This is a genomic window from Citrobacter sp. CK191 (assembly GCF_030333435.1).
GTDB classification, from domain to species: Bacteria; Pseudomonadota; Gammaproteobacteria; order Enterobacterales; family Enterobacteriaceae; genus Citrobacter_B; species Citrobacter_B koseri.
This window is the reverse complement of sequence record NZ_JAOWFX010000031.1, coordinates 994830-1007483: the sequence shown is the minus strand read 5'-3', so window position 1 is coordinate 1007483 and position 12654 is coordinate 994830. Positions and strand designations below refer to the sequence as shown.

Sequence of the window (12654 nt, the reverse complement as noted above, 5' to 3'; positions counted from 1 at the left end):
TGTATAATACTTCATCACTTGTTTTGTTTTTGTTAAAATTATGATATTCAATTGATAAAATAAAGCATTTTATGTTCATTTGTAACTGTATTTTCGTATATAGTCAGCACGCGTGACTAGAGACAATAAAACCATTACCCGCAAAACAATTCCTTTTGAAAATATATTATCTCAGGATATACCCATCTAAAATTAATACCATGAGATCTATTATGTAGATCTGGATCACACAACTTCAAATAATTTGTAATCTTATGAAACTTATTATTGAATTAGTACCACGACGTCTATTAAAAATAGTCTGCCATTGACAAGCGGCCTCGTTTAGAAATGGTTTAGGAAACACGCTAAGAAAATTATAAGGATTAATTAAAATGAAACTTAAATTAGTTGCAGTGGCAGTGACTACCCTGTTGGCAGCAGGTGCGGTAAACGCAGCTGAGGTATATAACAAAGACGGCAACAAACTGGACCTGTACGGTAAAGTAACCGCTCTTCATTATTTCTCTGACGACAAGGGTGATGATGGCGATAAAACTTATGCGCGTCTGGGCTTCAAAGGCGAAACTCAGATCAATGACCAACTGACCGGTTTCGGCCAGTGGGAATATGAATTCAAAGGCAACAACGACGAGTCCAACGGCACCAAAGGCAACAAAACGCGTCTGGCGTTCGCTGGTCTGAAATTTGATCAGTTCGGTTCTCTGGACTACGGCCGTAACTACGGCGTCGTTTACGACATCGGCGCATGGACTGACGTTCTGCCTGAGTTCGGTGGCGATACCTGGACCCAGAGCGATGTGTTCATGACTGGCCGTACTACCGGCGTTGCAACCTACCGTAACACCGACTTCTTCGGTCTGGTTGAAGGTCTGAACTTCGCTGCTCAGTATCAGGGTAAAAACGAACGTAGTAACAGCGATAAAATCTACGGCGCTGACATCACTAAAGCGAATGGCGACGGTTTCGGTATCTCCTCTACCTATGAGTTCGACGGTTTCGGCGTGGGTGCATCTTATGCAAAATCTGACCGTACTGACGCGCAGGTGAATTCTGCTGCGAACGAACTGAACGCAGGCGGTAAAAACGCAGAAGTTTGGGCTGCTGGTCTGAAATACGATGCGAACAACATCTACCTGGCGACCACCTACTCTGAAACCCGCAATATGACTGCTTACGGCAGCGATCACATTGCGAACAAAGCGCAGAACTTCGAAGCTGTTGCTCAGTACCAGTTTGATTTCGGTCTGCGTCCGTCCATCGCTTACCTGAAATCCAAAGGTAAAGACATCGGTAGCTGGGGCGACCAGGATCTGGTTGAGTACATCGATGTGGGCGCGACCTACTACTTCAACAAAAACATGTCTACCTACGTTGATTACAAAATCAACCTGGTTGACGACAGCCGCTTCACCGAAGCAGCTGGCGTTAGCACTGACAACATCGTTGCTGTTGGTCTGACCTACCAGTTCTAATCTTTCTTGATTTGAACATAAGCCAGCCCATGATGGGCTGGCTTTTCTCCAGATGTTGATCCGGTCATAAGGAGTATGCCGTGCAAACGTTCACAGGACGTTGCCTCTGTGGGCAGAGTCATTTTACCGTTGACGTTGAAATGCTCGATGTTTATGCCTGTCACTGCACGCTGTGTCAAAAATGGTCTGGTGGTATTGCGATGTACCTGGAAGCCTGCGGTCGTCCGCTTATGGCTCCCCATTCACCAGAGCCCTCTCACTTCTCTTCTTCTTCGCGTGGCGAACGCTACTTCTGTTCAGGTTGTGGGTGTCCGCTGTGGTTCCGGCTGACGGAAAGCGACCGCTATTTTATGCCCTGGACGCTGTTGGAATTAACCGAAGATGAACGGCGTCGTCTGATCCTGGCAGCCGAAATCTATACCGAAACGCAACCTGCGTTCTGGCGGTTGACGGGGCAATACGCTCGCCTGAGCGGTAAAGAGATCGAAGCGATGGATTACCCCTGTCAATTAGCACATTAGGTTAGCCGCGTTTTACTTTTGCCAGACTAAACCACATTCCTACTGCTAACAGAATTAACATGCTTCCGGCACTGCTCAGCGCCACGCTGTGCGACCAGGTAAACGCCTGTCTGGCGGCGTCCAGTATCGCCTCACCAAGTGAAGGCGATAGCGTATCCGCCAGCTGCACCGCTTCTCCCATTGACGACGATGCGCGTTCGATTTCCTCTGCGTTCAGGCCGGAAGGAAGCAGGATAGATGCGGAAAAGCTGCGGCTTAACAACAAGCCAAAGATTGCAATGCCAAGCCCGGCGCCCAGTTCATAGGCCATGGTTTCTATCGCCCCGGCCGCCGCCGCTTTTTCTGCGGGCGCGGCGGCCATAATGGCGGCGGTAGAGGCGAGCAACGCGCTGGCGGCGCTAAAACCCAGCAGCGCCATCAGGCACCAGGCCTGCCATTGCTGCGTGCTGAAATCCGTCATTGCCAGGCCATAAAAGCTCAGCGCGCTTAGCGCCATGCCGCCAGTCGCCACTGTTCGCAATCCCAGTCGTGAAACCAGCATCCCGGCAAGGGGGCCGCTGAATCCACTTGCGAGCATCACCGGCAGCATAAACAGCCCTGCTTCATACGGCGTTAAGCCATGAACAAACTGAAGCTCCTGCGCCATCAGCAACTCGAAGCCGACCAGCGTGATCATCGCCGTCATCGCCATCACAACGCCGCTCAGAATGATGCGATGCGTAAACAGACGCATATCGATCATCGGGCGCGCGGCGGCGAGCTGCGTGCGGATAAACATGCCCAACAACAGCGCGCCGATCATCAGCGTCAGGGCGATAACGCCGCTGGCCAGTTGCCCTTTCAGCGCGGTTTTCGCGCTGTATACCAGCAGCAGGATGGCGATAATCAGCATGACCGCATGGCTAAAGTTCAATGGCTGATCGCGGCGACCGGACTGGCGAGGCACAAAGCGCGCCGTTAACGCCATCACCACCAGAACAATGGGCACATTGATCAGAAAGACCGATCCCCAGTAAAAGTGCTCCAGTAACATACCGCCGACCAGCGGGCCGAACGCGGCGCCGCCCGACCCTACGGCCGCCCAGACGCCAAGCGCCATATTACGGTGACGGGCCTCAGAAAACGTGGCGCGGATACCGGCCAGCGTCGCCGGAACAATCATCGCCGCGCCGATAGCCAGAATCGCGCGGGTAGCAATCAGCCAACTGGCGCTGTGGGCGAACGCTGCCGCCAGCGACGCAAGACCGAATAAGCCTCCCCCCAGCAACAGCAGGCGTTTAAAGCCGATTCGATCGCCCAGCGCGCCCATCGGCAATACCATCCCTGCCATCACCAGAGAATAAATATCAATGATCCACAACAGCTCGTTGCCACTGGCGCCCAACGTCATGCTCAGCGTGGGTGCGGCAACGTGCAGCACCGTTGCATCAATCGCAACAGGGATGTAGACCAGTACAATAATCATTAACGTTAACCACTGACGAAACATAAAACGTCCTTTGAAAGCAAAAAACTGAACACATGTTCAACTCTCGCGATCCTACGGAAAGTTGAACGCATGTCCAGCTTTTTGTTACACTGCGCCAACTGCGAAAATGGGAGAAAGCCATGAGTTATCTGAATCGGGATGAGCGCCGTGAGGTGATCCTGCAAGCGGCAATGCGCGTCGCGCTGGAAGAGGGATTGAGCGGCATGACGGTAAGGCGAATTGCGCAGGAAGCCGGCGTCGCGACCGGACAACTCCACCACCATTTCAGCAGTTCGGGCGAGCTTAAATCTCAGGTATTCGTTCGTCTGATTCGCACCTTGCTGGATGCCAGCCTGGTGCCCGAGCACTGCACCTGGCGCATGCGGCTGCACGCCATGCTGGGGAGTGACGATGGCGGATTAGAGCCCTACATTAAACTCTGGCGGGAAGCGCAGATCCTGGCGGATAACGACCCGGAAATTAAAAGCGCCTACCTGCTGACCATGCAAATGTGGCATGAAGAAACGACCGCCATCATTGAAGGCGGTCAGGAAGCAGGAGAATTTTCATTGGCCTCAGCCGCCGCTGATGTCGCCTGGCGATTAATCGCATTAGCCTGCGGACTGGACGGCATGTACGCCCTCGGTATGTCTGAAATGACCGATCCTGCCTACCAGCAGCATCTGGACCGCATGATTACACTGGAGTTATTTCGCTGATGTTATACGCCAGTTAACAATGCATCTTTTGTGTTTACATTTGGTAACACTTAAGCAACTTATTAACCGCCCTTCACTCCTCGTGGTCTCGCTTTTTTATCTATCCTTTCAATCAATATTCTTAAAAGTCTTCAATAAATTCTAAAAAGGGCCCGCGCGCCCTTCCTGGACTTATTTCTTTTTTTTCATGAACGACGTGTGCGTGTGAGGGCAATATGGCGCTACAAAATGAGAAAAATAATCGTTATCTTTTGAGTGACTGGAGGCCAGAACAACCCGCTTTCTGGGAAAACAAAGGTAAACACATTGCCCGAAGAAATCTTTGGATATCAGTGGCTTGTTTATTGCTCGCATTCTGCGTCTGGATGTTATTTAGTGCCGTCGCCGTTAATTTGAATAAGATTGGTTTTAATTTCACCACTGACCAGCTCTTTTTATTAACCGCTTTACCTTCGCTGTCCGGGGCTATATTACGCGTGCCCTACTCCTTTATGGTACCTATATTTGGCGGGCGTCGCTGGACGATTTTTAGCACAGTTATTCTGATTATTCCCTGTATCTGGCTCGGTTTTGCGGTGCAAAACACATCCACCCCTTTTGGAGTATTTATTATCATTGCGCTGCTGTGCGGTTTTGCTGGCGCTAACTTTGCCTCCAGTATGGGCAACATCAGTTTTTTCTTCCCGAAAGCAAAGCAAGGTAGCGCCCTCGGCGTGAACGGCGGTTTAGGCAACCTTGGCGTCAGCGTGATGCAACTTGTCGCCCCGCTGGTGATTTTCCTGCCCATGTTCACTTTTCTGGGCGTACAGGGCGTGCCGCAGCCCGATGGCTCGCTGCTTTCGCTGACGAATGCCGCGTGGATCTGGGTGCCGTTATTGCTTATCGCGACCCTCGCAGCCTGGACCGGGATGAATGATATCGCCAGTTCGAAAGCCTCTGTCGCTTCTCAACTGCCGGTGCTGAAACGCTTTCACCTTTGGCTGCTCAGCCTGCTCTATCTCGCCACCTTCGGTTCTTTTATCGGTTTCTCCGCAGGATTCGCCATGCTGGCGAAAACCCAGTTTCCCGACGTCAATATTCTGCAACTGGCCTTCTTTGGCCCGTTTATCGGCGCGCTTGCGCGTTCTGCGGGCGGCGTTATTTCTGACAAGTTCGGCGGCGTTCGCGTCACGCTGATTAACTTCGTTTTCATGGCGCTGTTTACCGCCCTGCTGTTTCTGACATTACCGGGCTCCGGCTCAGGAAGTTTTATCGCCTTCTATCTGGTGTTTATGGGGCTTTTCCTGACGGCGGGCTTGGGAAGCGGCTCGACCTTCCAGATGATTGCGGTCATTTTCCGCCAGATCACGATCTACAGAGTGAAACTGCGCGGCGGCTCAGATGCGCAGGCCCAGCGTGAAGCCGTGACCGATACGGCCGCCGCCCTCGGTTTTATCTCTGCGATTGGCGCAGTCGGCGGTTTCTTTATCCCTAAAGCTTTTGGTTCTTCTCTGGCGTTGACCGGCTCGCCGGTTGGCGCAATGAAAATCTTTCTGGTGTTTTACATCGTTTGCGTACTGGTGACCTGGCTGGTTTATGGTCGCCGTAAACCGGCAGCAACAAAAAAATAAAACATATTCATCACAGGTTCGGACGTAGGCCGGATAAGACGCCGGGCGTCGCCATCAGGCAATCGCGCAGCGCCTTATCCGGCCTACAAGACCGCCTGACACATTATGGAGCAGGAGAAATGTCATGAGTAAACTGTTGGATCGCTTTCGCTATTTTAAGCAAAAAGGCGACACTTTTGCGGACGGTCACGGTCAGGTGATGCACACCAACCGGGACTGGGAGGACAGTTATCGTCAGCGCTGGCAGTTCGATAAAATCGTGCGCTCCACGCATGGCGTGAACTGCACCGGCTCCTGTAGCTGGAAAATCTACGTTAAAAATGGTCTGGTGACCTGGGAAACGCAGCAGACGGACTACCCCCGAACCCGCCCGGATCTGCCTAATCATGAACCGCGCGGCTGCCCACGCGGCGCCAGCTATTCCTGGTATCTCTATAGCGCTAACCGCCTGAAGTATCCGCTGGTGCGTAAACGCCTGATTGAACTGTGGCGTGACGCCCTTTCCCGCCAGCCTGATCCGGTACTGGCGTGGGAGTCGATCATGAACGATCCGCAAAAGTGCCAAAGCTACAAGCAGGTGCGCGGACGCGGTGGGTTTATTCGTTCTAACTGGAAAGAACTTAATCAGCTGATCGCGGCGGCCAACGTCTGGACCGTCAAAAATTATGGCCCTGACCGTGTCGCCGGGTTCTCGCCGATTCCGGCGATGTCGATGGTCTCCTACGCCGCCGGGACTCGTTATCTCTCGTTGCTCGGCGGAACCTGTCTGAGTTTCTATGACTGGTACTGCGATCTGCCGCCCGCATCGCCGATGACGTGGGGCGAGCAAACCGATGTCCCGGAATCCGCAGACTGGTACAACTCCAGCTATATCATCGCCTGGGGCTCTAACGTGCCGCAAACGCGCACGCCGGACGCACACTTCTTCACAGAAGTGCGTTACAAAGGCACCAAGACAATTGCCATTACGCCGGACTACTCAGAAGTCGCCAAGCTGTGCGACCAGTGGCTGGCGCCGAAGCAAGGTACTGACAGCGCGCTGGCGATGGCAATGGGCCACGTCATCCTCAAAGAGTTTCATCTCGATAACCCCAGCGACTATTTCCTGAATTACTGTCGCCGCTATACCGACATGCCGATGCTGGTCATGCTTGAAGCGCGCGGAGACGGCAGCTATGTGCCGGGTCGCATGATGCGGGCGTCCGATCTGGTCGACGGGCTGGGTGAAACCAATAACCCGGAATGGAAAACCGTCGCTTATAACCGCGCGGGTGAACTGGTGGTGCCGAACGGCTCTATCGGCTTTCGCTGGGGCGAGAAAGGCAAGTGGAATCTTGAGCCGCTGGCGGCAGGCAACGAAACGGAACTGACCCTCTCCTTGCTGGGCCAGCATGATGATGTCGCTGGCGTGGCGTTCCCTTACTTTGGCGGTAATGAGAACCCGCATTTTCGCAGTGTGAAGCAAGAACCGGTTCTGGTGCGCCAGTTGCCGGTGAAGCGTCTTACCCTGGCCGATGGCAGCCTCTGCCCGGTCGTCAGCGTCTACGACCTGGTGCTGGCGAATTATGGCCTGGATCGTGGTCTGGATGACGATCACAGCGCCAAAGATTACGCGGAAATTAAGGCCTACACTCCCGCCTGGGGTGAACAAATTACCGGCGTACCGCGTCGTCACATCGAAACGATCGCCCGGGAATTCGCCGATACCGCGCATAAAACGCATGGCCGTTCCATGATCATCCTCGGTGCCGGTGTGAACCACTGGTATCACATGGATATGAACTATCGCGGGATGATTAACATCCTCGTGTTCTGCGGCTGCGTGGGACAAAGCGGCGGCGGCTGGGCGCACTACGTGGGGCAGGAAAAGTTACGCCCGCAAACCGGCTGGCTGCCGCTGGCGTTTGCGCTGGACTGGAACCGCCCGCCGCGTCAGATGAACAGCACGTCGTTTTTCTATAATCACGCCAGCCAGTGGCGTTATGAAAAACTGACCGCGCAGGAACTGCTGTCGCCGCTGGCTGATTCCTCACGCTTTACCGGCCATTTAATTGATTTCAACGTGCGAGCTGAACGTATGGGCTGGCTGCCCTCCGCGCCTCAGCTCAATCTCAACCCGCTCACGCTGAAAAGCAAAGCGGAACAGGCCGGATTATCCCCTGCCGATTACACCGTACAGGCGCTGAAGTCGGGGGATATTCGTTTTGCCTGCGAGCAGCCGGACAGCGGTAAAAACCACCCGCGCAACCTCTTCGTCTGGCGCTCGAATTTGCTGGGTTCATCCGGCAAGGGGCATGAATACATGCTCAAATACCTGCTGGGCACCGAAAGCGGCATTCAGGGAGAGGCGCTGGGGTCCAGTGATGGCGTCAAACCGGAAGATGTGGAGTGGCAAACGGCCGCCATTGAAGGCAAACTCGACCTGCTGGTGACGCTGGATTTCCGTATGTCCAGCACCTGCCTGTTCTCGGATATTGTGCTGCCGACCGCCACCTGGTATGAAAAAGACGACATGAATACCTCGGATATGCATCCGTTTATTCATCCGCTGTCTGCTGCCGTTGACCCGGCGTGGGAATCGAAAAGCGACTGGGAAATCTACAAAGGGATCGCCAAAGTGTTCTCCGACGTCTGCGTGGGGCATCTTGGCAAAGAAACCGATGTGGTGCTGCAACCGCTACAGCATGACTCCCCGGCGGAGCTGGCGCAGCCGTTTGATATTCTCGACTGGCGCAAAGGCGAATGCGATCTTATCCCCGGTAAAACCGCGCCGAACATCGCGGTGGTGGAACGCGACTATCCGGCGACGTATGAGCGGTTCACCTCCCTCGGCCCATTGATGGATACGCTGGGCAACGGCGGGAAAGGCATTTCCTGGAATACGGAAAACGAAGTCGATTTCCTCGGTAAACTCAATTACACCAAACGCGAAGGCCCGGCGAAAGGTCGCCCGCTGATTGACACCGCGCTGGACGCCTCTGAGGTCATCCTTGCGCTGGCGCCGGAAACCAACGGTCAGGTGGCAGTCAAAGCCTGGGAGGCGCTGGGCGCGATTACCGGGCGCGATCATACTCATCTGGCGCTGAACAAAGAAGACGAGAAAATCCGCTTCCGGGATATTCAGGCCCAGCCGCGCAAAATTATCTCCAGCCCGACCTGGTCCGGTCTTGAAAGCGAGCATGTCTCTTACAATGCCGGGTACACCAACGTCCATGAGCTGATCCCGTGGCGCACGCTGTCCGGTCGTCAGCAGCTCTATCAGGATCACGCCTGGATGCGCGCCTTCGGGGAAAGTCTGGTGGCCTACCGTCCGCCGATTGACACCCGTAGCGTCAGCGAAATGCGCGAAATCCCGCCGAACGGTTTCCCGGAAAAAGCGCTGAACTTCCTCACGCCGCACCAGAAATGGGGCATTCACTCCACCTATAGCGAAAACCTGCTCATGCTGACGCTGTCGCGCGGCGGGCCGATTGTCTGGATCAGTGAAACCGATGCCCGTGAGCTCGGCATTGAGGATAACGACTGGATCGAGGCCTTCAACGCCAACGGCGCCCTCACCGCGCGTGCGGTGGTCAGCCAGCGCGTGCCGCCGGGTATGACCATGATGTACCACGCTCAGGAACGCATCATGAATATCCCGGGTTCTGAAGTCACAGGGATGCGCGGCGGGATCCACAACTCCGTTACGCGCGTCTGCCCGAAACCGACCCATATGATCGGCGGCTATGCGCAGCTGGCCTACAGCTTTAACTACTACGGTACGGTCGGTTCGAACCGCGACGAGTTCATCATGATTAGAAAAATGAAAAATATTAACTGGCTGGATGATGAAGGTCGGGATCAGGTACAGGAGGCGAAAAAATGAAAATACGCTCACAGGTAGGCATGGTTCTCAACCTTGATAAGTGCATCGGCTGCCACACCTGCTCCGTCACCTGTAAAAACGTCTGGACCGGGCGTGAAGGTATGGAGTACGCGTGGTTTAACAACGTTGAGACAAAACCTGGTATCGGCTATCCGAAAAACTGGGAAGATCAGGAGGAGTGGCAAGGCGGCTGGGTTCGCGATGTCAACGGCAAGATAAGACCGCGTCTGGGCGGCAAGATGGGCGTTATCACCAAAATTTTCGCCAACCCGGTGATCCCGCAAATCGATGATTACTACGAACCGTTTACCTACGATTATCAGCATCTGCACAGCGCGCCGGAGAGCAAAAACCAGCCCACCGCCCGCCCGCGTTCGCTGATTGACGGCAAAAGGATGGACAAAATTGTCTGGGGGCCAAACTGGGAAGAATTGCTCGGCGGCGAATTTTCAAAACGTGCCCGCGATCGTAACTTCGAGAAGATGCAAAAGGAGATGTACGGCCAGTTCGAAAACACCTTCATGATGTATCTGCCGCGTCTGTGCGAGCACTGCCTGAACCCGAGCTGTGTGGCGACCTGCCCGAGCGGCGCGATTTATAAGCGTGAAGAAGATGGCATTGTGCTGATCGACCAGGACAAATGTCGCGGCTGGCGTCTGTGCATCAGCGGTTGTCCGTACAAAAAAATCTACTTCAACTGGAAAAGCGGCAAATCAGAAAAATGTATTTTCTGTTATCCGCGTATCGAATCCGGTCAGCCGACCGTCTGCTCGGAAACCTGTGTTGGCCGTATTCGCTATCTCGGCGTGTTGTTGTATGACGCGGACCGCATTGAAGAAGCGGCCAGCACCGAACACGAAACCGATCTCTATGAGCGCCAGTGCGACGTGTTCCTTGACCCGAACGATCCGGCGGTGATTGAAGAAGCGCTAAAACAGGGTATTCCGCAAAACGTGATTGAGGCCGCTCAGCGTTCCCCGGTCTACAAAATGGCGATGGACTGGAAGCTGGCGCTGCCGTTACACCCGGAATACCGCACCCTGCCGATGGTCTGGTACGTGCCGCCGCTGTCGCCAATTCAGTCTTATGCCGATGCTGGCGGCCTGCCGCAAACCGAAGGTGTGCTTCCGGCGATCGAAAGCCTGCGTATTCCGGTGCAGTACCTTGCCAATATGCTGAGCGCAGGCGATACCGGCCCGGTGCTGCGCGCCCTGAAACGGATGATGGCGATGCGCCACTATATGCGTTCGCAGACGGTGGAAGGCGTTACGGACACCCGCGCTATTGAGGAAGTCGGTTTAAGTGTGGAACAGGTGGAAGAGATGTACCGCTACCTGGCGATCGCCAACTACGAAGATCGTTTCGTGATCCCAACCAGTCACCGCGAAATGGCGCGTGACGCCTTCCCTGAGCGTAACGGCTGCGGCTTCACCTTCGGCGATGGCTGCCACGGTTCCGACACCAAATTTAACCTGTTTAACAGCAGCCGCATTGACGCCATCAACATCACCGAAGTACGCGATAAGGCGGAGGGCGAATAATGCAGATCCTCAAGATTATCGGCTTGCTGATGGAGTACCCGGATGAGCTGTTGTGGGAGTGCCGTGACGACGCCATCGCGCTTATTCGCCATGACGCGCCAATGCTCACCGACTTCACCACTGAGCTGTTAAACGCCCCGCTGCTGGATAAGCAGGCGCAGTGGTGCGAAGTCTTTGATCGCGGGCACGCGACGTCGCTGTTGCTGTTTGAACACGTTCATGCGGAATCGCGCGATCGGGGCCAGGCAATGGTCGATCTGCTGGCCCAGTATGAAAAGGTGGGACTGCAACTTGACTGCCGCGAGTTACCCGACCATCTGCCGCTCTATCTGGAGTATTTGAGCGTGCTGCCGGAAGCAGAAGCGCGGGAGGGATTGCAGAACATCGCGCCGATCCTCGCGCTGCTGGGCGGGCGTTTAAAACAACGGGAAACGCCGTGGTATCAGCTGTTTGACGCCCTGCTATCGCTAGCGGGTAGCCCACTTTCCAGTGACAGTGTCACACAGCAGATCGGCGGCGAGGCGCGTGACGATACCCGTCAGGCGCTGGATGCCGTCTGGGAAGAGGAACAGGTGAAGTTTATCGAAGATAACGCCACCGCCTGTGACAGTTCTCCGTTACAACACTATCAACGACGCTTTAGCCAGGACGTGGCGCCACAGTATGTCGACGTCAGCGCGGGAGGCCCGAAATGATACAGTACCTGAACGTCTTTTTTTACGACATCTACCCCTACCTCTGCGGCACGGTGTTTATTCTCGGCAGTTGGTTGCGCTATGACTACGGACAGTACACCTGGCGCGCCTCGTCCAGCCAGATGCTGGACAAACGCGGCATGGTGCTATGGTCAAACCTGTTCCATATCGGCATCCTGGGGATCTTCTTCGGCCATCTGTTCGGTATGTTAACGCCCCACTGGATGTACGCCTGGTTCCTGCCCATTGCGGTGAAACAGCAAATGGCGATGATTCTTGGTGGGGTCTGCGGTGTGCTGACGCTGGTCGGCGGCGCTGGTCTGCTGATTCGGCGCCTGTTTAATCAGCGCGTGCGCGCCAGTTCATCCACGGCGGATATTTTGATCCTCTGTATCCTGCTGATCCAGTGCATCCTCGGGCTGACGACAATACCGTTCTCCGCGCAACACCCGGACGGAAGCGAGATGCTGAAACTGGTCGGTTGGGCGCAGGCGGTTGTGACGTTCCAGGGCGGCGCTTCGGCGCATCTGGACGGCGTGGCGCCAATTTTCCGCGCGCATCTGGTGTTGGGAATGACCATCTTCCTGATTTTCCCGTTCACGCGTCTGGTGCATGTCTGGAGCGCGCCGTTTGAGTATTTCACTCGCCGCTACCAGATTGTCCGCTCACGTCGCTGACCCCATGCCCGGTGGCGCGACGCTTACCGGGCCTACAAAATACTCCCTGTAGGCCGGATCAGGCGTAAGCCGCCATCCGGCGC

General features: G+C 54.8%; 9 protein-coding genes. 8 read left to right on the top strand and 1 reads right to left on the bottom strand.

All coding sequences use genetic code 11. The features are described from left to right. Positions 1–374 precede the first annotated feature (374 nt). Entirely contained in the window at positions 375–1475 is a 1101-nt protein-coding gene (gene ompC, locus OGV82_RS16405; RefSeq protein ID WP_047463657.1) for a porin OmpC, read from the top strand. A gap of 80 nt (positions 1476–1555) precedes the next feature. After that, on the top strand, positions 1556–1996 hold the full coding sequence (locus OGV82_RS16400; RefSeq protein WP_047463656.1) for a GFA family protein: 441 nt from the start codon (positions 1556–1558) through the stop codon (positions 1994–1996). Between the two features lies 1 nt (position 1997). Here OGV82_RS16400 and OGV82_RS16395 read toward each other — a convergent pair whose 3' ends face one another. Then, positions 1998–3485, bottom strand: coding sequence for an MFS transporter (locus OGV82_RS16395; RefSeq protein ID WP_012132380.1), 1488 nt, complete (start codon positions 3483–3485; stop codon positions 1998–2000). A 119-nt stretch (positions 3486–3604) separates the two neighbouring features. On the opposite strand from OGV82_RS16395, the gene OGV82_RS16390 reads away from it, so the two are divergent. The 6 genes from OGV82_RS16390 (at position 3605) to narI (ending at position 12571) form a co-directional block, all read left to right on the top strand. Beyond that, on the top strand, positions 3605–4183 hold the full coding sequence (locus tag OGV82_RS16390; RefSeq protein ID WP_012132379.1) for a TetR family transcriptional regulator: 579 nt from the start codon (positions 3605–3607) through the stop codon (positions 4181–4183). A gap of 215 nt (positions 4184–4398) precedes the next feature. Further along, positions 4399–5793, top strand: a complete 1395-nt coding sequence (locus tag OGV82_RS16385) for a NarK family nitrate/nitrite MFS transporter (RefSeq protein WP_012132378.1) — start codon at positions 4399–4401, stop codon at positions 5791–5793. A gap of 124 nt (positions 5794–5917) precedes the next feature. Continuing rightward, positions 5918–9658, top strand: a complete 3741-nt coding sequence (locus OGV82_RS16380; RefSeq protein WP_047463654.1) for a nitrate reductase subunit alpha — start codon at positions 5918–5920, stop codon at positions 9656–9658. Then, positions 9655–11199: a nitrate reductase subunit beta gene (gene narH, locus OGV82_RS16375; RefSeq protein WP_012132376.1), complete on the top strand. Its 1545-nt coding sequence runs from the start codon at positions 9655–9657 to the stop codon at positions 11197–11199. The genes OGV82_RS16380 and narH overlap by 4 nt, the downstream gene beginning before the upstream one ends. Next, the gene (narW, locus tag OGV82_RS16370; protein WP_101744144.1) at positions 11199–11894 is read left to right on the top strand and encodes a nitrate reductase molybdenum cofactor assembly chaperone; all 696 of its coding nucleotides are present in this window, start codon (positions 11199–11201) and stop codon (positions 11892–11894) included. Before narH ends, narW begins: the two co-directional genes overlap by 1 nt. Then, positions 11891–12571, top strand: a complete 681-nt coding sequence (gene narI / locus OGV82_RS16365) for a respiratory nitrate reductase subunit gamma (RefSeq protein WP_012132374.1) — start codon at positions 11891–11893, stop codon at positions 12569–12571. The genes narW and narI overlap by 4 nt, the downstream gene beginning before the upstream one ends. Positions 12572–12654: the final 83 nt, after the last annotated feature.

Coding starts and splice junctions, on each gene's coding strand:
- OGV82_RS16395 (WP_012132380.1), bottom strand. CDS start 3,485: ATGTTTCGTCAGTGGTTAACGTTAATGATTATTGTACTGGTCTACATC.
- ompC (WP_047463657.1), top strand. CDS start 375: ATGAAACTTAAATTAGTTGCAGTGGCAGTGACTACCCTGTTGGCAGCA.
- narI (WP_012132374.1), top strand. CDS start 11,891: ATGATACAGTACCTGAACGTCTTTTTTTACGACATCTACCCCTACCTC.
- OGV82_RS16380 (WP_047463654.1), top strand. CDS start 5,918: ATGAGTAAACTGTTGGATCGCTTTCGCTATTTTAAGCAAAAAGGCGAC.
- narH (WP_012132376.1), top strand. CDS start 9,655: ATGAAAATACGCTCACAGGTAGGCATGGTTCTCAACCTTGATAAGTGC.
- OGV82_RS16385 (WP_012132378.1), top strand. CDS start 4,399: ATGGCGCTACAAAATGAGAAAAATAATCGTTATCTTTTGAGTGACTGG.
- narW (WP_101744144.1), top strand. CDS start 11,199: ATGCAGATCCTCAAGATTATCGGCTTGCTGATGGAGTACCCGGATGAG.
- OGV82_RS16390 (WP_012132379.1), top strand. CDS start 3,605: ATGAGTTATCTGAATCGGGATGAGCGCCGTGAGGTGATCCTGCAAGCG.